The organism is Citrobacter sp. CK181 (assembly GCF_030333595.1).
Classification (GTDB): Bacteria; Pseudomonadota; Gammaproteobacteria; order Enterobacterales; family Enterobacteriaceae; genus Citrobacter_B; species Citrobacter_B koseri.
In genome coordinates, this window is the sequence record NZ_JAOWFN010000011.1 from 956486 (window position 1) to 975604 (window position 19119).

Consider the following 19119-nt stretch of genomic DNA (forward strand, 5'->3'; position numbering starts at 1 on the left):
TCATGATGAAAAAACAGCTTAGAGCGACCGTTCTTATCCTGAGTTTATTGAGCTGCAACGCCATCGCGTTGACCCTGAGTGAAGCAAGAACGCAAGGGCGAGTGGGGGAAACGCTTAATGGTTATCTGGTGGCGCTGGCAACCGATCCAGAAACGCGCTCGCTCGTCAGCGAGATTAATAAAGAGCGTCGCGCCAGTTATCAACAGCTGGCGAAAAGCCATCAGATTCCGGTGGATGAGGTGGCGAAAATGGCCGGACAAAAGCTGGTCGACTGGGCAAAGCCGGGTGAGTATGTGCAGGGCATTAACGGTAAGTGGCTGAAAAAGTAACTGGCAACAGTGCGTATTTTCTGTTTTGTATGATAAAGCGCGATAATTTGCAGGGTAAGTTTCTATACTGTCTGCTCCGAAGCGATATTCAGCAAGAGGGGCAGTTATGGCAAGTCACGGTAATTCAGCGACGTTTTCTCTCGGTTCCCGGCAGGTAAAACGGCTGGGGTATGGGGCCATGCAACTGGCAGGACCTGGTGTATTTGGCCCGCCGAGAGATCGTCACGTCGCGCTGACGGTGCTTCGGGAGGCGATTTCGCTGGGTGTGAATCACATTGATACCAGCGATTTTTACGGCCCGCATGTTACGAACCAAATCATTCGAGAAGCGCTGCATCCGTATCCTGACGATCTGGCGATCGTTACCAAAATTGGCGCCCGTCGCGGGGAAGATGCGTCGTGGTTGCCCGCTTTCTCGCCTGCGGAACTGAAGCAGGCGGTTCACGATAATCTGCGTAATCTCGGACTTGATGTGCTGGATGTGGTCAACCTGCGCGTTATGTTCGGCGACGGTCATGGCCCGCATGAAGGATCTATCGAAGAGAGTTTTAGCGTGCTGGCTGAACTTCAGCAGCAGGGGCTGGTGAAGCATATCGGTCTGAGCAATGTCACCGCGAACCAGGTGGCTGAGGCGAGGAAGATTGCCGAAATTGTTTGTGTGCAAAATGAGTACAACATTGCCCATCGCCAGGATGACGCACTTATTGACGCGCTGGCGGGCGAGGGTATCGCTTATGTGCCGTTCTTCCCGCTGGGCGGGTTTACGCCGTTGCAGTCATCAACGCTCTCCGACGTTGCCGCCAGCCTGAATGCGACGCCAATGCAGGTAGCGCTGGCATGGTTGCTGCAACGTTCAGCCAATATCCTGTTAATTCCGGGAACGTCGTCAGTGACGCATTTGCGTGAAAATATGGCGGCAGGGGATTTGCAACTTTCGGATGAGGTTCTTGCGGTGCTGAATGGCATGAATGCCTGATGGAGGTTATCCGGCCTGCGGGAGGATGACACCCCTTGCAGGCCGGATGAGGCAAATTAGCGATGAAAAATCTTATGCAGCAACAACGCTGTCAATCGCCGCTTTGGCATCAGACTGCGCTTTGGCCGCGACTTCCGGGCCGTAAGCAATCCCTTCAGCAAACACGAAGTTCACGTCGGTGATACCAATAAAGCCCAGGAAGACTTTCAGGTACGGCGCGATCAGGTCTGTCGGCGTATCTTTGTGGATACCGCCACGGCTGGAGAGAATCACCGCACGTTTACCGGTCACCAGACCTTCCGGCCCTTTCTCAGTGTAACGGAAGGTGACGCCCGCGCGGGCAACCAGGTCAAAATAGTTTTTCAACTGAGTCGGGATGTTGAAGTTGTACATCGGCGCCGCAATGACGATCACATCGTGCGCTTGCAGTTCCGCGATCAGCTCGTCGGACAACGCCAGCGCGTCCTGTTGACGCGGAGTCAGCGGAGCGTCGCTCGGGCGCAGGGCACCCACCAGTTCGCCATCCAGTACCGGAACAGGATTCGCGGCCAGGTCGCGCACGGTGATCGCATCCGCAGGATGCTTTTCGCGCCACTGTTCAACAAAATAATCAGACAACTGACCAGACTGAGAGTACCCTGCCAGAATACTGGATTTAAGAACTAATACTTTGCTCATGGGTGTTTCCTTTTATGTGTTTGAATGGGGTGAGCCCCGTTGCTTGTTGACACTCTATTCACAATCCTGTCGCAGAGATAGCGCAATATATCGAATCCTATGTTCGAAATTATTGAACAACACACGAAAAGCGCCGATGTGGTACTCTATACCAATCATTAAAAAGAGATTTTACCCGGCAGAGCACTGCCCTCTAATGCTATGACAGAACAACAGAAAATCACCTTCGCCGCACTTCAGCAACAGCTGGATACGCTGATGCTGCGTGACAGGCAGCGCTTTGCCCGCCGCCTGCATGGCGTGAAGAAGGTTAAAAAACCTGATGCACAACAGGCCATTCTCCTGGAGATGGCGAAAGAGATTGAACAGGCAGCAGGTAAAATTGTGCTGCGCGAAGCCGCCAGACCGGAAATAACGTATCCAGAAAATCTGCCTGTCAGCCAGAAAAAACAGGCCATCCTGGAGGCCGTTCGCGACCACCAGGTGGTGATTGTGGCGGGGGAGACCGGCTCGGGTAAAACCACGCAGCTGCCGAAAATTTGTATGGAGCTGGGGCGCGGTATTAAAGGGCTGATCGGCCATACGCAGCCGCGTCGTCTGGCGGCGCGTACCGTTGCCAACCGTATTGCCGAAGAGTTGCAAACGGAACCGGGCGGCTGCATCGGTTATAAAGTCCGTTTCAGCGATCACGTCAGCGACAACACGATGGTTAAGCTGATGACGGACGGTATCCTGCTGGCGGAAATCCAGCAGGACAGGCTGCTGATGCAGTACGACACCATCATCATTGATGAAGCGCACGAGCGCAGCCTGAATATCGATTTTCTGCTTGGCTACCTGAAAGAGCTGTTGCCGCGTCGCCCGGATCTGAAAATCATCATCACCTCCGCGACCATCGACCCGGAGCGCTTCTCGCGTCATTTTAACAATGCGCCGATCATTGAAGTTTCCGGCAGAACGTACCCGGTTGAAGTGCGCTATCGTCCGATTGTCGAAGAAGCGGACGATACCGAGCGCGATCAGCTTCAGGCGATTTTTGACGCGGTGGATGAACTGGGGCGTGAAAGTCCCGGCGATATCCTGATCTTTATGAGCGGCGAACGCGAAATCCGTGATACCGCCGATGCGCTCAATAAACTCAATTTGCGCCATACCGAAGTATTGCCGCTGTATGCACGCCTCTCTAACAGCGAGCAGAACCGCGTGTTCCAGTCGCACAGCGGACGTCGCATCGTGCTGGCGACTAACGTGGCGGAAACCTCGCTGACCGTACCGGGCATTAAGTACGTTATCGATCCCGGCACTGCGCGCATCAGTCGCTACAGCTACCGTACCAAAGTGCAGCGGCTGCCGATTGAACCGGTTTCACAGGCTTCCGCTAACCAGCGTAAAGGCCGCTGTGGACGTGTGTCGGAAGGGATCTGCATCCGTCTGTATTCGGAAGATGACTTCCTGTCGCGCCCGGAATTTACCGACCCGGAGATTCTGCGTACCAACCTGGCTTCGGTTATTTTGCAAATGACGGCGCTGGGGCTGGGCGATATCGCCGCATTCCCGTTTGTTGAAGCGCCGGATAAACGCAACATTCAGGACGGCGTGCGTCTGCTGGAAGAGCTTGGGGCGATTACGACCGATGAGCAGCAAACGGCTTATAAACTGACGCCTTCAGGACGCCAGTTGTCGCAGCTGCCGGTAGACCCGCGTCTGGCGCGGATGGTGCTGGAAGCGCAGAAACACGGCTGCGTGCGTGAGGCGATGATCATCACCTCCGCGCTGTCTATTCAGGACCCGCGTGAGCGCCCGATGGATAAACAGCAGGCGTCCGATGAGAAGCACCGTCGTTTCCACGATAAAGAGTCTGACTTCCTCGCCTTTGTGAATCTGTGGAATTACCTCGGCGAGCAGCAGAAAGCGCTGTCGTCGAACCAGTTCCGCCGCTTGTGTCGCACTGATTACCTGAACTATCTGCGCGTGCGCGAATGGCAGGATATCTACACCCAATTGCGCCAGGTGGTGAAAGAGCTGGGTATTCCGGTAAACAGCGAACCGGCGCAATACCGTGAAGTGCATATCGCGCTGCTGACCGGGCTGCTGTCGCATATCGGGATGAAAGATGCCGACAAGCAGGAGTATACCGGCGCGCGCAACGCCCGTTTCTCCATCTTCCCAGGTTCCGGTTTGTTCAAGAAGCCGCCGAAGTGGGCGATGGTCGCAGAACTGGTGGAAACCAGCCGCCTGTGGGGGCGCATTGCGGCGCGCATCGATCCCGAGTGGGTGGAACCGGTTGCCCAGCATCTGATTAAGCGTTCTTACAGCGAACCGCACTGGGAACGGGCGCAGGGCGCGGTGATGGCGACGGAGAAAGTGACCGTGTACGGTCTGCCGATAGTGGCCGCGCGGAAGGTGAATTACAGCCAGATCGATCCGGCGCTGTGTCGCGAGTTGTTTATTCGTCATGCGCTGGTAGAGGGCGACTGGCAGACGCGCCACGCCTTCTTCCGCGACAACCTGAAGCTGCGTGCGGAAGTGGAAGAGCTGGAGCACAAATCGCGCCGTCGCGACATTCTGGTCGATGATGAGACGCTGTTTGAGTTCTACGACCAGCGCATCAGTCATGACGTGATCTCCGCGCGCCACTTCGACAACTGGTGGAAAAAAGTCAGCCGTGAAACGCCGGATCTGCTCAACTTTGAAAAGAGTATGCTCATCAAAGAGGGCGCGGAAAAAATCAGCAAGCTGGATTACCCGAACTTCTGGCACCAGGGAAATCTTAAGCTGCGGCTGAGCTATCAGTTTGAACCGGGCGCCGACGCTGACGGCGTCACCGTCCATATCCCGCTTCCGTTGTTAAACCAGGTGGAAGAGTCCGGGTTTGAATGGCAAATTCCAGGTCTGCGCCGTGAGCTGGTGATTGCGCTGATTAAATCGCTGCCGAAACCGGTACGACGGAACTTTGTTCCGGCGCCGAACTATGCCGAAGCGTTTTTAGGTCGCGTAACGCCGCTGGAGCTACCGTTGCTGGATGCGCTGGAGCGTGAATTGCGGCGGATGACCGGCGTGACGGTAGATCGCGAAGACTGGCACTGGGATCAGGTGCCCGATCATCTGAAGATCACCTTCCGCGTGGTGGATGACAAAAACAAGAAGTTGCAGGAAGGGCGCGCTTTGCAGGGGCTGAAAGAGGCGCTGAAAGGGAAAGTCCAGGAGACGCTCTCGGCGGTGGCTGATGACGGCATCGAGCAGAGTGGGCTGCACATCTGGAGTTTCGGTCAGCTGCCGGAAAGCTATGAGCAGAAACGCGGCAATTACAAAGTGAAGGCGTGGCCTGCGCTGGTCGATGAGCGTGATAGCGTCGCCATCAGGCTGTTCGACAATCCGCTGGAGCAGCAACAGGCAATGTGGTGCGGTTTACGCCGCTTGCTGCTGCTGAATATTCCGTCGCCGATTAAGTATCTGCACGAAAAACTGCCGAACAAAGCCAAGCTCGGTCTGTACTTTAACCCGTATGGCAAAGTGCTGGAGTTGATTGACGACTGCATCTCCTGCGGCGTGGACAAGCTGATCGACGCCAATGGCGGCCCGGTATGGACGGAAGAGGCTTTTGCCGCGCTGCATGAGAAGGTGCGCGCTGAGCTGAACGACACCGTTGTCGATATCGCGAAGCAGGTCGAGCAGATCCTGACCGCCGTGTTCACGATCAACAAACGTCTGAAAGGACGCGTGGATATGACGATGGCGCTGGGGCTGTCTGATATCAAAGCGCAAATGGGCGGGCTGGTGTATCGCGGTTTTGTCACTGGCAACGGCTTTAAGCGCCTCGGCGATACGCTGCGCTATTTGCAGGCGATTGAAAAACGGCTGGAGAAACTGGCGGTCGATCCGCACCGTGACAGGGCGCAGATGCTGAAAATCGAAAGCGTGCAGCAGGCCTGGCAGCAGTGGATTAACAAGCTGCCGCCAGCCCGCCGTGATGACGACGACGTCAAAGAAATCCGCTGGATGATTGAGGAGCTGCGCGTCAGCTACTTTGCACAACAGCTCGGCACGCCGTACCCGATCTCCGATAAACGCATTTTACAGGCGATGGAGCAAATCAGCCTGTAGCTCCATGCTCAGCTCAGGCAGGAGATACCTTCGGGTATCTCCTGCGGGGCGGCGCGCTTTAGCCTGTCATAAAGCCGCGCAATGTCTTTTTCGAATGCCGTATCTTGCGGCCAGACCAGATAGTAGCCTTCTCCGGTTGCCACCGCTTCATTGAACGGAAGGGCGAGCAGACCGCTTTTTACCGCCTCCAGACTGAGCAGCAGATCGCCCACGGAGACGCCATGCCCTCTTATCGCCGCCTGATTTCCCTGTTCCAGCGTGTCGAACACTTTTCCCCGGCGGGTATTCAGCCCGTTAAATTTACCGCTGCGTGCCAGCCATCGCGTCCAGTCGCGCCGGTCTGGCGAAGGGTGAATAAGCTCGCAGTCGGCAATGTTTTCTCGTACCTGTTCAAGCAGCGCAGGGGCGCATATTGGGATCAGCCACTCTTTAAAAAGCAGCCTGCTTTGCGTGCCGGAACCAAAATGACCGTTGCCTAACAGGATGGCGCAGTGAAAGGGTTCGCGATTGAAATTCACCGTATCGGTGTCCATCCAGACGCTGGAAAGCTCCACGTGCTGATGTACGCTGTTCAGCACGTCCAGCAACCAGCCCATTGTCAGGGTTGAGGGCGCCTTTAAGCGCAGACCGTGCTGCTGGTTGCGAAACGCGGAGCAGGCGTTTTCCAGCGTCCGAAAGCCTGCGGCCAGCTGCTCCGCCAGCGCGCGTCCCGCTTCCGTTACCTCAACCTGCGGGCCGTTGCGGTGAAACAGCGGGCAGTCAAATCTTGTCTCCAGGGTACGGATGTGTCTGCTGATCGCGCCCGGAGTGACGTTCAGCGCGTCAGCGGCTTTGCTGAATGATCCGAGGCGGGCGGCGGCTTCAAAAGCGCGCAGGGCATACAGTGGCGGCAGAGTCATGGCGATACGCTATTGTGAGTTTTACTCACATTAAATAGCAGTTTTATTCGTTTTTCAAATGTCATCGCTCGCTGAATAATGCCGGGAGTTTCCGGGCCTGTGTGCGTTATGAAGGAGAAAAGGCGTTGATTAATCTGACATTGCTGAGTGCGTATAGTTTATCGGTTTTACTGTTGCTGGTCACGCCCGGCCCGGTGGTTGCGCTGGTAACCGGAACGGCGGCCCGGCACGGTGCGCGTAAAGCCTTTGCGACGGTGATCGGAACGAACAGCGCCTCTCTGGTGCTGATTATCCTGGCGGCGCTGATGCTGGCCGGGGTGGTGTCGATCTCCGGTTTGTTTCTGTCTTTGCTGGGGATCGCAGGGTCGTTGTATATCGGCTACGGCGCGTTAATCAGCCTGCGGGCGGGGAATCCGCAGGCAAATGCGCAAGAAAACACGGTCGCTGCGGGCGACGGCGGGGTGATCCGGGGATTTATTACCGGCATTTCAAATCCGAAAGACATCCTTTTCTTTGTCGCTTTCTTCCCTCAGTTTATTGCGGTGACGCAGAACTTCGCCGCCAGCATTATGACGCTGACGGTGGTGTGGATCATTTTTGATTTTGCTGTTTTATCGCTGTACATCCTGCTCATCAATAAATGGTTGTCACCGCATCACAGCAGGCGTATTGGGCTGGCGTCATCGCTGTTTTTACTGGTGGTATCGCTGTCTGGCATGGTCTATAACGTCCGCGAAATCATTCACCACTTGCCGTACGGATGACGTCAGACTGACCAGCCGCCGCCCAGCGCTTTGTAGAGATCAATCTGTGCCAGCAGCAGATTGTTTTTCACCTGCACCACATTGGTTTGCACTGAGAACAGCGTGCGCTGGGCGTCCAGTACATCCAGATAAGACGAATAGCCATTGCGATAGCGATTCTGGGCGATGCGCAATGTTTCCTGCGCCACATCCTGCTGCGCCTGTAATTCACTGAGCTGTTCCTGATAGCGGGTGATGGCGTCGAGGCTATCGTTTACCTCTCTGAAAGCGTTACGCACGGTTTTTTCATAACTGTACAGCGCCTGATTACGCTGGGACTGGGAAATATCGACCTGCGCATTCAATGCCTGACGGTTAAGCAGAGGGGCGAGAATGCTGCCGCCGATACTCCATAAGCGGAGCGGGTCGTCAAGCAGACCGGGGAGAGCACGATCCTGCACCGATCCGGTCGCCGTCAGGTTGATCGACGGCAGCAGGCTGGCGCGAGAGGCGGCAAGCGTCGCATCGGTCGCAATAAGCTGTCTCTCGGCCTGCACAACATCAGGACGGCGGTTGAGCAACGAAGAGGGCAACTGTGACGGCAACGTTAAGGGCGTCAGCGCATCAAAACGGTCGCTACGGGCCAGCCGCGTCGGGTTGCTGCCCAGCAGAAGACTCAGCGCGTTTTCCTGTTGTGCGATCTGGTGCTCAAGCAGGGGAATTTGCGCGCGCGTCGAGCGAAGCTCAGAATCCGACTGCATCAATTCCAGGCGCGAGCTGTAGCCTGTTTCATATTGCCGTTTTGCCAGATTCCAGGCTTCTTCACGCGATTTCAGCGTCGATTTTGTCACGTTGAGCTGCTCATCCAGCGCCAGCAGCGTGACATAACCGGACGCAACGGACGAGGCAACGGTCAGATCGGCGGCGGCCGCCGCCGCTTTTTGCGCCGCCAGCGAGGCCTGCGCCGCACTGGCGGTGCTGCGATTAACGCCCCAGATATCGACATCGTAGCTTGCCGTCAGGCTGCCCTTATACAACGTACTGTAGATCGGAAGTCCGGTTGCCGCAGACTGCGTTCGCGCCCGCGCTCCGCTAACGCCCGCATCCAGCGAGGGGAACAGGCTGCCTTCGGCGGCATAGACCCTGGCCTGGTATTCATTTACCCGTTCGCGGGCAATCAGCACGTCACTGTTATTTTGCAGCGCCTGATCGACATAACGATTCAGATGACTGTCGTGAAAATTTCTCCACCATACCTGTTCTGTTGCGCTGGCGGGGCCGGTGGCGGTTCGCCAGGCGGCGGGGATTTGCAAAGACGGTTTTGCGGGTGCCACATCAACCGACTGACAGCCACTGAGCAGCAGGGCGAACAGCAAAGCGGCAACGGGACGGCGCGTCATTGTTTCGCCTCCCGGGTATCGATATGTACCTGCACCGACATGCCCGGACGCAATCGCGCAATCTCCTCCGGTTTACCCAGCACCTCCACCCGAACCGGAATGCGCTGGGCGATTTTGACAAAGTTGCCGGTCGCGTTATCCGGCGTAATGGCGCTGAACTCCACGCCGGTTGCCGGAGAAATGCTCTCCACCCGGCCTTCATAAGCCCGATCATTCAGCGCATCGACGGTAAACCGTACCGGCTGACCCACGCGCAGCTCCGCCAGTTGCGTCTCTTTAATATTGGCGATAACCCAGTGCTGCGGCGGCACCAGCGTGGTGAGGTGCGTTCCGGCGGTGACATACGCGCCGAGGCGGACGGCAATCTGCCCAAGCTGGCCATCGCGCGGCGCGACAATGCGGGTATTTTGCAGATCGATCTGCGCCAGCTCTAACGCTGCGCGGGCATTTTCAACGTCGGCTTCCAGCGCTCCCCGGTTGACGATCACCGTTTGTAAATCCTGTCGTGACATCTCCAGCGTGGCTTTCGCCTGGTCGATATCCGCGCTGCCTTGCGCCGCGCTGGCCAGCGCCGCATCGCGTTCACGAATCGACAGTGAACCGTCGGCGGTGAGATCTTTCACGCGTTTCAAATCTGCCTGGGTTTTCAGACTTTGCGCTTTGGCGTTCTTCAGTACCGCTTCATTGCGCGCAATCACGGCTTCGGCGCTTTTACGCTGTTGCAGGTTGTTATTTAACGCGGCGATTTTCATGGCCAGCTGTGCTTCGGCCTGATGGACACGCTGGCGATAAATACGGTCGTCGATCTGCATCAGCAGTTCGCCTTTTTTCACCTGCACAAAGTCCTGCACATTCACCTGCGTGATATATCCATTCACCTGCGGGCTAATAAAGGTGGTTTGTCCACGCACATAGGCGTTATCCGTAAATTGCGTATGGCGGGTAAACGGCGGTAATTGCCAGGCGTAGAGGATCACCAGAACCCCGACGAGGCCAATGGCGGCAGCGGCAAAAATTGACACCACACGGAGATTGTTTCGGGTATTTGCCTGCTCTTTGGCGGCATCCTGCTGACTCATAGCGGCTCCTGAGGTAAAGCGATAAACATAATTTTCATTTGTTACTTGGTTCCGGTGGCTTTTTTCAGCGCCATCCGGGCGGTAATACGCAGTCGCAGCAAGCGCCATAAAATCCAGATTAGCGTAGCGGCGGCAATGCTGGCCGTCAGTAAATAAGTATCGTTATAGGCGAGGATATTTGCCTCAAGCGACGTAACGGTTTGTAGCTGGGCGATCGCCTGGGTGTTCAGCAATGCGCTGTCGCCAATCAGGCTTTTGTACATCTGGCTGTACATCTGTAGACGCTCATTCACCAGCGGATTTAGCGTGGTGAGCTGATCGGCCAGCAGGCTGGAGTGATATTTTTCACGCCAGGTCTGGAACGTGCCGAGAATGGCGGAGCCCAGCAGACCGCCGATGTTCTGACTCATCCCAAATAAGACGGAAAAACTGACCAGATTGCGCGGATCGGCGATGACGCCGCCGATACCCGCCAGCATTGCCGGGGCAAGGAAGAACGCGCTGCCAAAGCCGAGTAAGAATTGGCTGACCATTAACTGGTCGGGGCGCGTCAGGTTTGTGGAGTGGCTGTCGAGCAGCGAGGCGACGATCATCAATGCCAGCGACGTAATCACGGGCCAGGCCAGCCGTGTCGGTTTAATCGTCAGGCAACTGGTGATGATGCCGCACACAATGCCAGCGAAAATTGACCAGGCCAGATGCGTCATTTGCTCATTCTGTAAGCCAGCGTATTGCAGCCAGCCAATTACGCCGGTGTTTTGCTCCGCCAGCACAATGCGGATCAGCAGCATAATCAGCCCCAGGCGGAGAATACTGCCGCTGGAGAGCCAGCGCGTATTCAACAGCGGATTGCTGCGGTTATGCTCGAACACAATTGCGCTGATGATGAGTACCGTCGCCAGCGCCAGAGACCAGCCAATCCAGGGCGCTTCGAACCACCAGTCCAGTCGCCCCAGCGACAGCACGGCACAGACCAGCGCCATGCCGGGCGCGAGCAGAATAAAAGTAATAAAGTCTTTCTTTTCAAAAACCTTACGTCTGTCGCCGGGAGGCAGTTTTAAGGCGATGACGCAGCCCAGCGAAACCAGCGCCAGTCCCAGCTCAAAGAAGTACAGGCCGCGCCACTCATCCAGTTGCAGCAGTTCGGTAGAGAACAACCGGGCGAGGGGAATGGCCAGCGACGACCCGGTAATACCGATCGTTAACGCTTTCAGACGGTGTTTCGCAGGCCAGGCCTGTATCTGATAATAAATACCCAGCGAACTGAGCGCGGCGGCGACCATACCGTGCGCCGCGCGTACCATTAGCGCGGAACTCAGATCGTTGACGAAGAGGTGAAAGAAGGTGACCAGCACATACAGCACCAGAAAACCTTCGGTAAATGCCCGCAGACCAAACTGCTGGCGAAATTTCACCAGCAGCAGGTTAATTGAGACATTGGTCATGACATAGACGGCAGGCAGCCAGGCGATCTCTGTCGACCAGGCGGCAAAGGTGCCCTGTAAATTTTGCAGATTCGCGGTCACGACCGCGTTCCCGAGTGCGCCGGTCAGACACACCAGCAGGCCGACCACGCCGTAGGCGATGCGTTTCGGCGTGCTGTGAATGGGAGTCGAAGGTGAGCCTAACAGCGCGGGCTTTTCGTGAGGCTGCCACTCGCGAGGAGCATAAGGATCGCGTTGGGGCAGGCGCATAACGTCGTATACCTTTGTATTATTTTAATGGTTAGCGGGCTAATGATTCTACGTCTGACGTAAACCATAATTCAAGTGAATATGAAAACGCCCGGTAAATCAAATATTCATTGCCGTTAAGCCGGGATTTTCGCTCATTGAACGTTGTTTGACATCAACGCTTTATCTCACCCTCGCACCACAGGATAATCAGCGGATCGTCTTTCGGAGTGATCTGGTACTCACCAGAAGCCACTCCGGTACTCTGCAAGGAACACAGGAGGAAGAACCATGAGAATGAGACCGTTTCCGGCATTATCCAGTGCAACGCTGGAAGCAGCGAACACACTAGGGCATTGGCTGGCCCAAAATGACTTCTCTGGTGACGCGCCGTATCAGGCTGACTGCGTTGTGCTGGCGGGGAATGCCGTCATCCCGGCGATAGACGCCGCCTGTAACATAGCGAAAGCGCAGCAGATCCCGCTGTTGATCAGCGGCGGCATCGGCCATTCCACCACGTTTCTCTATGCCGCCATCGCCGGGCACCCGCGCTACAACACCATACGCACCACCGGGCGTACGGAAGCCAAAATCCTCGCGGATATCGCTCATCAGTTCTGGCAGATCCCGACGGAGAAAATTTGGCCAGAAGACAAGTCAACAAACTGCGGTGAGAACGCGCAGTTTAGCTGCGCCCTGATTAGTCAGGTATCGGCGCCCATTAACACCGCCATTATCGTACAGGACCCGACAATGCAACGCCGGACGATGGCGACGTTCCGCCGCGTCACCTGCGACGATCCCGATTCGCCCCGCTGGTTGAGCTATCCGGGTATTGTCCCGACGCTGTGCCAGCACGATGACGGCGTGGATTTTGCCGGAGAACAGAAGGGGTTGTGGTCCGTGGATCGCTATCTCTCCCTGATTGCGGGAGAGCTTCCGCGCTTACGGGATGATGAAACCGGCTACGGGCCGCGTGGCCGCGACTTTATTGTGCACGTTGATATTCCCGCTGACGTTGAGGCGGCGTGGCAGACGCTGCAAAATGACGCTGACCTGATTGAGACCATGAACAGTCGTTCGTTGCGTTAATGTTACTTTCTTGCCCGTTTGCGGAAATTTACGCTCAAACGGGCAAACTCACTCCCCGATATCGCCCCTCTGACAGAACCTTCCTGGCTGCTTTTATGACGCACATCACAAAACCAGCACCGCAGACGACCCTGAGAACATGTGATTGTTATTACTTAACAATGATTTTACTTGTTAGGAACAATTCAATTACAGGAGCAGCGCATGTCCGCACCCGTACAACACCCGATGTATATCAATGGTCAATTTGTTAGCTGGCAGGGAGACGCATGGATTGATGTGGTGAATCCTGCCACCGAAGAACTGCTCTCCCGTATTCCTGATGGCGGCGCGCAAGAGGCGCGTCAGGCCATTGACGCCGCTGCGCGCGCTCAGCCGGAATGGGAGGCGCTGCCTGCGATTGAACGCGCGGGATGGCTGAGAAAGATCGCGGCAGGGATTCGTGAGCGGGCAGAAGAGATCAGCGCGCTGATTGTCGCGGAAGGCGGAAAAATCCAGCAGCTGGCGCAGGTGGAAGTCGCGTTCACCGCCGACTACATCGAATATATGGCCGAGTGGGCGCGCCGTTATGAAGGCGAGATCCTGCAAAGCGACCGCCCCGGAGAAAATATTCTGGTCTTTAAACGCGCGCTGGGCGTCACCACCGGGATTCTGCCGTGGAACTTTCCGTTCTTTTTGATTGCCCGGAAGCTCGCTCCGGCGTTGTTGACCGGGAATACCATCGTCATTAAACCCAGCGAATTTACGCCAAACAATGCCATTGCTTTCGCGCAGATCGTGCATGACATCGGCTTACCGAAAGGCGTATTCAACCTGGTGCTGGGACGCGGTGAAACGGTTGGGCAGGAGCTGGCGGGGAACCCGAAAGTCGCGATGGTGAGCATGACCGGCAGCGTGGTCGCCGGCGAGAAAATTATGGCGGCGGCAGCGAAAAACATCACTAAAGTTTGCCTGGAACTGGGCGGGAAAGCCCCGGCAATCGTGATGGACGATGCGGATCTTGAGCTGGCCGTGAAAGCGATTGTGGATTCCAGAGTGATCAACACCGGGCAGGTCTGTAACTGTGCTGAGCGCGTTTATGTGCAAAAAGGGATTTACGATCGCTTTGTGAATCGTCTGGGCGAGGCGATGAAAGCGGTTCAGTTTGGCGATCCGGCACAGCGTGATGACATCGCAATGGGGCCGCTGATTAACGCTGCCGCGCTGGAGCGGGTAGAGCAGAAAGTGGCGCGCGCCGTACAGGAGGGCGCTCGCGTGGCGTTGGGCGGCAAGGCCGTGGAGGGCAAAGGTTATTATTATCCACCGACGCTACTGCTGGACGTTCGCCAGGAGATGACCATCATGCATGAGGAGACATTTGGCCCCGTGCTGCCGGTTGTGGCGTTTGATACGCTGGAAGAGGCGCTGGAGATGGCGAACGACAGCGATTACGGTCTGACATCGTCTGTATATACGCAAAACCTGAATGTTGCGATGAAGGCGATCGGCGGGCTGAAATTCGGCGAGACCTACATCAATCGCGAAAACTTTGAGGCGATGCAGGGATTCCATGCTGGCTGGCGCAAGTCAGGTATTGGCGGGGCGGATGGCAAACACGGTCTGAACGAGTATCTGCAAACGCAGGTGGTCTATTTGCAGTCCTGATGTAGCAGGCCGGGGTTTTCCCCGGCCTGTTAATGGCGGTCACACTTTGGTCGCAATCCAGTTCATCATCAGTTCCGGCCAGACCGCGACCGGCAATCCCTGCGTATCACGAATGCCAAACCCGTGTTTTCCTCGCTCAAACAAATGCATTTCCACCGCTACGCCAGAACGGCGCAGCGCGTTAAAAAATACCAGGCTGTTTTCCACCTTTACCGCCGGATCGTCGATGGCATGCAGCAGAAATGTGGGCGGCGTAGCGGCATCCACGCGTTCCTCAAGCGAGTAGTGGCGAATCTGTTCATCGTCAGGTTCCGCACCCATCAGCTCAAGGCGTGAGCCGGGATGATGAATGTCGTCACGCATGGTGATGACCGGATAGACCAGCGCCATAAAAGCAGGGCGGGCGTTGATTTCATCCAGGCTATCTATAGGGGAATAGACGGGTTCAGCAAAACGCGTCCCCAGACTGGCGGCGACATGCGCACCGGCAGAAAAACCCAGCACCCCGATGCGTTCCGGGTCGATCTTCCACGCTTGCGCATTGGCGCGAAGATAGCGCATCGCGCGCTGCACATCCGCCAGCGGCGCGTTTGCCCCCTCATCATGGTCATCTCCGGGCATCCGGTAGGTCATCACGAACAGGGTATAACCACGCGCATTAAAAAAGGGCGCCAGCGCGCTGCCTTCTTTATCCAGCACGACGCGCCGGTAGGAACCGCCTGGCGTCACGAGAAGCCCCACGCCGTTGGGTTTATCTGGCGCGTAAACGGTGATTTCAGGAGATCGGACGCCCGTGACGGCGCGATCGAAGATGGATGTACCGGTATGCCGCGGTTCTGGCGTAAAAACAGCATCGCTGTTTTTCGCTCCGGGGGCTTCGCCATCAGGCCAGAGGGTAAATGTGGCTGAGCGGGAGACGGCTTGCGCCATCATTTCTTCTAAGGTTTCGCGGCTGAATACGTCCATGACTGTGCTCACTCAGTGATAAACGTTATCTATAACACAGTTAATCCATTGAAAATCGGAAGGGATTCACATCGTCTTGAATGACCAGATAAATGGTGAAAACGGCGGAGGAACAATGCCTCCGCCAGAAGGTCAGAGTTTGGCGAATTTATCCAACGTGCGAATAAGTTGGGTCACAAAACCGTACTCGTTATCGTACCAGGCGACGGTTTTCACCAGTTGCAGATCGCCCACTGTGCTGATTTCAGTTTGTGTGGCATCGAACACCGAACCGAAATGTGAGCCGATAATATCGGAAGAGACGATCTCTTCATCGGTATAGCCAAACGACGGATTATGGGTTGTCGCTTTCTTCAGCGCCGCGTTGATCTCTTCCGCAGTGACTTTTTTCTCCAGAATCGAGACCAGTTCGGTTACAGAGCCGGTTTTCACTGGAACGCGCTGAGCATGGCCTTTAAGTTTTCCGCTCAGTTCAGGAATCACCAGACCAATGGCCTTCGCCGCGCCGGTGGTGTGGGGGATGATGTTTTCCGCCGCCGCCCGCGAAGCGCGCAGATCCTTCCCGCGCGGCCCGTCAACCAGCGACTGGGTTCCGGTGTAGGCGTGAATTGTGGTCATGGTGCCAACCTGAATGCCAAAGTTGTCATTCAGCGCTTTCGCCATCGGCGCCAGGCAGTTAGTGGTGCAGGATGCGACAGAAACAATCTGGTCGCTGGCATCCAGCGTGTCGTCATTCACGTTGAAGACAATGGTTTTCATATCGCCAGCCGGGGCGGAAATCAGCACTTTTTTAGCGCCAGCGTCGAGGTGCGCTTTGGACTTCTCGGCTGAGGTATAGAAGCCGGTGCACTCGACAATGATCCCGGCGCCGGTGGTTTTCCACGGAATATTTTTAGCCTCTTTTTCTGCGTAAACCGCAATTTTCTTGCCGTCCACAATCAGCGCGTCTTCGGTGAAATCCACACTCCAGGGGAATACGCCGTAGTTTGAGTCATATTTCAACAGATACGCGAGGATTTTAGGGGAGGTCAGGTCATTGATGGCGACGACATCAATGTCGCTTTTCACTTCCAGCAGACGACGTAACACCAGACGACCGATACGACCAAAGCCGTTAATGCCAATTTTACTCATGGTTTTCTCCTGTCAGGATGCAACGATACGACACATTTTTTCCCTACCAGGCATAGTCCAGTCAGGCGTCCAGGGCAATAACAGATTTTGCGGCTAAGCGTAACTGGTTGAAATTGGGTGAACAAAAGTTAATGAATTTTTAACAAAAGCTCGCTATGTTGACGCTTTATTTTTTTACTCAGGACGTGTTATGAGCAATAAGTACACAAGCCTGCAAATTGGCATCCACTGGCTGGTCTTTTTACTGGTTATTGTGACCTACTGTGCGATGGAGTTGAGGGGATTTGCGCCCCGTAGCTATCGTCCGTGGATCAATATGGTTCATGTCTCGTGCGGGATGACCATCCTGGTGTTGATGGTGACGCGCCTGCTGGTCAGACTGAAATACCCGGCGCCGCCCATTGTGCCAAAACCAAAGCCGATGGTGACCGGAATGGCGCATCTTGGGCATCTGGTGATCTATCTGCTGTTTATTGTCTTGCCGATTATTGGCCTGGTGATGATGTATAACCGGGGCAATCCCTGGGTTGCGTTCGGCCTGGTGATGCCGCATGCGTCAGACGCTAATTTTGAGGTGGTGGATATGCTGAAAACCTGGCATATTACGCTGGCGAAACTGGGGTATTTTGTCATTGGTTTGCATGCCGCCGCGGCGCTGATGCATCACTACGTCTGGAAAGACAATACGCTGTTGCGCATGATGCCGCGCAAACGTTCCTGACTCTTCTCACCACCCCGCGTAATGCGGGGTTTCTTTTAGAAAACACCTGCGTGTAACCAGACCCGTGACGCAGGTGAAGGAAACGGGTCTACATCGGAAGCGGGCAGTATAGCTATTTGTCATACAAATAGCGAGATGCTACTGTTGGTTTTACAGTCATATAACAAATCTGATAGTATACCCCCCTATAGTATGGAGGGCGTATGCCGCATTCACCTGAAGATAAAAAACGTATTCTCACTCGGGTTCGCCGTATCCGCGGGCAGGTTGACGCGCTGGAACGGGCGCTGGAGTCAGGAGAACCTTGCCTGGCGATCCTGCAACAGATTGCCGCCGTTCGCGGCGCATCTAACGGGCTGATGGGAGAGATGGTTGAGATTCACCTGAAAGATGAACTGGTCAGCGGCGACACCACGCCGGATCAACGCGCCGTGCGCATGGCTGAAATCGGCCACCTTCTGCGCGCTTATCTAAAATAAACAGATCACCTCACAATAATGGGAAGAGACAAATGAAATCACGTGCAGCAGTTGCATTTGGCCCCGGCCAGCCGTTAAAGATTGTTGAAATTGACGTCGCGCCGCCGCAAAAAGGCGAAGTGCTGGTCAAAATTACCCATACCGGCGTTTGCCATACGGATGCGTTTACGCTCTCCGGCGACGACCCGGAAGGCGTGTTCCCGGCGGTGCTGGGTCACGAAGGCGGTGGCGTGGTGGTTGACGTTGGCGAAGGCGTCACCAGTCTGAAGCCTGGCGATCATGTTATTCCGCTGTACACCGCAGAATGCGGCGAGTGTAAGTTCTGTAAATCCGGCAAAACCAACCTGTGTCAGGCGGTGCGCGCCACGCAGGGTAAAGGGCTGATGCCGGATGGCACCACCCGTTTTTCTTACAACGGCGAACCTGTCTATCACTACATGGGCACCAGCACATTCAGTGAATATACCGTTTGTGCTGAAATTTCCCTGGCGAAGGTCAATCCGCAGGCGCCGCTGGATAAAGTCTGTCTGCTGGGGTGCGGCGTCACCACAGGGATTGGCGCGGTACACAACACGGCAAAAGTAAAAGAAGGGGATAGCGTTGCGGTCTTTGGCCTGGGCGGTATCGGCCTGGCGGTGATTCAGGGAGCGGTGCAGGCGAAAGCCGGGCGTATTCTGGCGGTTGACACCAACCCGGAGAAATTCAAACTGGCGGAAGAAATGGGCGCGACCGATTTCATTAATCCGAATGACTATGACAAACCCATCCAGGATGTGATTGTTGAGCTGACCGATGGCGGCGTCGATTTCAGTTTTGAATGTATCGGTAACGTCAATGTGATGCGCGCAGCGCTGGAATGCTGCCACAAAGGCTGGGGTGAGAGCATCATCATCGGCGTGGCTGGCGCAGGCCAGGAAATTAAAACCCGTCCGTTCCAGCTTGTTACCGGGCGCGTCTGGCGCGGTTCCGCTTTTGGCGGTGTGAAAGGACGCAGTCAACTGCCAGGCATGGTGGAAGAGGCGATGGCGGGGAAAATTCGTCTGGACCCGTTCATTACCCATCGCTTGCCGCTTGATCAAATCAACGATGCCTTTGATTTAATGCATCAGGGCAAGTCCATTCGCACCGTTATCCATTTCGGTGATAACTGATTCACATGCCAGCGGGTCTGCCGCTGGCACTTTCCTGAATTTTCAGGAATA

At 55.7% G+C, this 19119-nt stretch carries 16 protein-coding genes; 9 read left to right on the forward strand and 7 right to left on the reverse strand.

Going from position 1 to position 19119, the window contains the following annotated elements; all coding sequences use genetic code 11:
- Positions 1–5: 5 nt before the first annotated feature.
- Both OGW17_RS08625 and OGW17_RS08630 read left to right on the forward strand, forming a co-directional pair.
- Complete coding sequence (locus tag OGW17_RS08625) at positions 6–329, forward strand: YdbL family probable chaperone protein (RefSeq protein WP_071258358.1); 324 nt, start codon at positions 6–8, stop codon at positions 327–329.
- 106 nt (positions 330–435) lie between these two features.
- Positions 436–1305, forward strand: coding sequence for an aldo/keto reductase family oxidoreductase (locus OGW17_RS08630; RefSeq protein WP_047463600.1), 870 nt, complete (start codon positions 436–438; stop codon positions 1303–1305).
- Positions 1306–1377: 72 nt separating this feature from the next.
- Here OGW17_RS08630 and azoR read toward each other — a convergent pair whose 3' ends face one another.
- On the reverse strand, positions 1378–1983 hold the full coding sequence (gene azoR / locus OGW17_RS08635) for an FMN-dependent NADH-azoreductase (protein ID WP_012132314.1): 606 nt from the start codon (positions 1981–1983) through the stop codon (positions 1378–1380).
- 201 nt (positions 1984–2184) lie between these two features.
- On the opposite strand from azoR, the gene hrpA reads away from it, so the two are divergent.
- The gene (hrpA, locus tag OGW17_RS08640; protein ID WP_047463604.1) at positions 2185–6087 is read left to right on the forward strand and encodes an ATP-dependent RNA helicase HrpA; all 3903 of its coding nucleotides are present in this window, start codon (positions 2185–2187) and stop codon (positions 6085–6087) included.
- Positions 6088–6095: 8 nt separating this feature from the next.
- Here hrpA and OGW17_RS08645 read toward each other — a convergent pair whose 3' ends face one another.
- On the reverse strand, positions 6096–6986 hold the full coding sequence (locus OGW17_RS08645; RefSeq protein WP_071258357.1) for a LysR family transcriptional regulator: 891 nt from the start codon (positions 6984–6986) through the stop codon (positions 6096–6098).
- 128 nt (positions 6987–7114) lie between these two features.
- Between OGW17_RS08645 and OGW17_RS08650 the strand changes: the two genes are divergently transcribed.
- The gene (locus tag OGW17_RS08650; RefSeq protein WP_071259026.1) at positions 7115–7750 is read left to right on the forward strand and encodes a LysE family translocator; all 636 of its coding nucleotides are present in this window, start codon (positions 7115–7117) and stop codon (positions 7748–7750) included.
- Positions 7751–7752: 2 nt separating this feature from the next.
- Here the strand turns inward: OGW17_RS08650 and OGW17_RS08655 are convergent, their stop codons facing one another.
- The 3 genes from OGW17_RS08655 to OGW17_RS08665 are packed head-to-tail and all read right to left on the reverse strand — an operon-like array spanning position 7753 to position 11902.
- Positions 7753–9129: an efflux transporter outer membrane subunit gene (locus tag OGW17_RS08655; protein ID WP_071258356.1), complete on the reverse strand. Its 1377-nt coding sequence runs from the start codon at positions 9127–9129 to the stop codon at positions 7753–7755.
- A complete protein-coding gene (locus tag OGW17_RS08660; protein WP_047463610.1) occupies positions 9126–10208 on the reverse strand; it encodes an HlyD family secretion protein in 1083 nt (360 codons plus the stop codon). Before OGW17_RS08660 ends, OGW17_RS08655 begins: the two co-directional genes overlap by 4 nt.
- Before the next feature lie 41 nt (positions 10209–10249).
- A complete protein-coding gene (locus OGW17_RS08665) occupies positions 10250–11902 on the reverse strand; it encodes an MFS transporter (protein WP_049011895.1) in 1653 nt (550 codons plus the stop codon).
- Between the two features lie 270 nt (positions 11903–12172).
- Between OGW17_RS08665 and OGW17_RS08670 the strand changes: the two genes are divergently transcribed.
- Positions 12173–12973, forward strand: a complete 801-nt coding sequence (locus tag OGW17_RS08670) for a YdcF family protein (RefSeq protein WP_071258355.1) — start codon at positions 12173–12175, stop codon at positions 12971–12973.
- Between the two features lie 204 nt (positions 12974–13177).
- Positions 13178–14617 (forward strand): aldehyde dehydrogenase, encoded by a 1440-nt coding sequence (gene aldA / locus OGW17_RS08675; protein ID WP_047463614.1) that lies wholly within the window; start codon positions 13178–13180, stop codon positions 14615–14617.
- 39 nt (positions 14618–14656) lie between these two features.
- Here aldA and OGW17_RS08680 read toward each other — a convergent pair whose 3' ends face one another.
- Positions 14657–15583, reverse strand: a complete 927-nt coding sequence (locus OGW17_RS08680) for an alpha/beta hydrolase (RefSeq protein ID WP_071258354.1) — start codon at positions 15581–15583, stop codon at positions 14657–14659.
- 132 nt (positions 15584–15715) lie between these two features.
- Positions 15716–16717, reverse strand: coding sequence for a type I glyceraldehyde-3-phosphate dehydrogenase (gene gap, locus OGW17_RS08685; RefSeq protein ID WP_047463617.1), 1002 nt, complete (start codon positions 16715–16717; stop codon positions 15716–15718).
- A gap of 190 nt (positions 16718–16907) precedes the next feature.
- Here gap and cybB point away from each other — a divergent pair, with 190 nt between their 5' ends.
- The 3 genes from cybB to OGW17_RS08700 all read left to right on the forward strand — a co-directional run bounded on the left by cybB (position 16908) and on the right by OGW17_RS08700 (position 19068).
- Positions 16908–17438 (forward strand): cytochrome b561, encoded by a 531-nt coding sequence (gene cybB, locus OGW17_RS08690; protein WP_012132327.1) that lies wholly within the window; start codon positions 16908–16910, stop codon positions 17436–17438.
- Positions 17439–17641: 203 nt separating this feature from the next.
- Positions 17642–17917 (forward strand): metal/formaldehyde-sensitive transcriptional repressor, encoded by a 276-nt coding sequence (locus OGW17_RS08695; RefSeq protein WP_012132328.1) that lies wholly within the window; start codon positions 17642–17644, stop codon positions 17915–17917.
- A 32-nt stretch (positions 17918–17949) separates the two neighbouring features.
- On the forward strand, positions 17950–19068 hold the full coding sequence (locus tag OGW17_RS08700; protein WP_012132329.1) for an S-(hydroxymethyl)glutathione dehydrogenase/class III alcohol dehydrogenase: 1119 nt from the start codon (positions 17950–17952) through the stop codon (positions 19066–19068).
- The last annotated feature ends 51 nt before the right edge of the window (positions 19069–19119 follow it).

Bases quoted from the DNA above. Each gene is read 5' to 3' on its own strand.
- OGW17_RS08625 (WP_071258358.1), top strand. From the start codon at position 6: ATGAAAAAACAGCTTAGAGCGACCGTTCTTATCCTGAGTTTATTGAGC.
- OGW17_RS08630 (WP_047463600.1), top strand. From the start codon at position 436: ATGGCAAGTCACGGTAATTCAGCGACGTTTTCTCTCGGTTCCCGGCAG.
- azoR (WP_012132314.1), bottom strand. From the start codon at position 1,983: ATGAGCAAAGTATTAGTTCTTAAATCCAGTATTCTGGCAGGGTACTCT.
- hrpA (WP_047463604.1), top strand. From the start codon at position 2,185: ATGACAGAACAACAGAAAATCACCTTCGCCGCACTTCAGCAACAGCTG.
- OGW17_RS08645 (WP_071258357.1), bottom strand. From the start codon at position 6,986: ATGACTCTGCCGCCACTGTATGCCCTGCGCGCTTTTGAAGCCGCCGCC.
- OGW17_RS08655 (WP_071258356.1), bottom strand. From the start codon at position 9,129: ATGACGCGCCGTCCCGTTGCCGCTTTGCTGTTCGCCCTGCTGCTCAGT.
- OGW17_RS08660 (WP_047463610.1), bottom strand. From the start codon at position 10,208: ATGAGTCAGCAGGATGCCGCCAAAGAGCAGGCAAATACCCGAAACAAT.
- OGW17_RS08665 (WP_049011895.1), bottom strand. From the start codon at position 11,902: ATGCGCCTGCCCCAACGCGATCCTTATGCTCCTCGCGAGTGGCAGCCT.
- OGW17_RS08670 (WP_071258355.1), top strand. From the start codon at position 12,173: ATGAGAATGAGACCGTTTCCGGCATTATCCAGTGCAACGCTGGAAGCA.
- aldA (WP_047463614.1), top strand. From the start codon at position 13,178: ATGTCCGCACCCGTACAACACCCGATGTATATCAATGGTCAATTTGTT.
- OGW17_RS08680 (WP_071258354.1), bottom strand. From the start codon at position 15,583: ATGGACGTATTCAGCCGCGAAACCTTAGAAGAAATGATGGCGCAAGCC.
- gap (WP_047463617.1), bottom strand. From the start codon at position 16,717: ATGAGTAAAATTGGCATTAACGGCTTTGGTCGTATCGGTCGTCTGGTG.
- cybB (WP_012132327.1), top strand. From the start codon at position 16,908: ATGAGCAATAAGTACACAAGCCTGCAAATTGGCATCCACTGGCTGGTC.
- OGW17_RS08695 (WP_012132328.1), top strand. From the start codon at position 17,642: ATGCCGCATTCACCTGAAGATAAAAAACGTATTCTCACTCGGGTTCGC.
- OGW17_RS08700 (WP_012132329.1), top strand. From the start codon at position 17,950: ATGAAATCACGTGCAGCAGTTGCATTTGGCCCCGGCCAGCCGTTAAAG.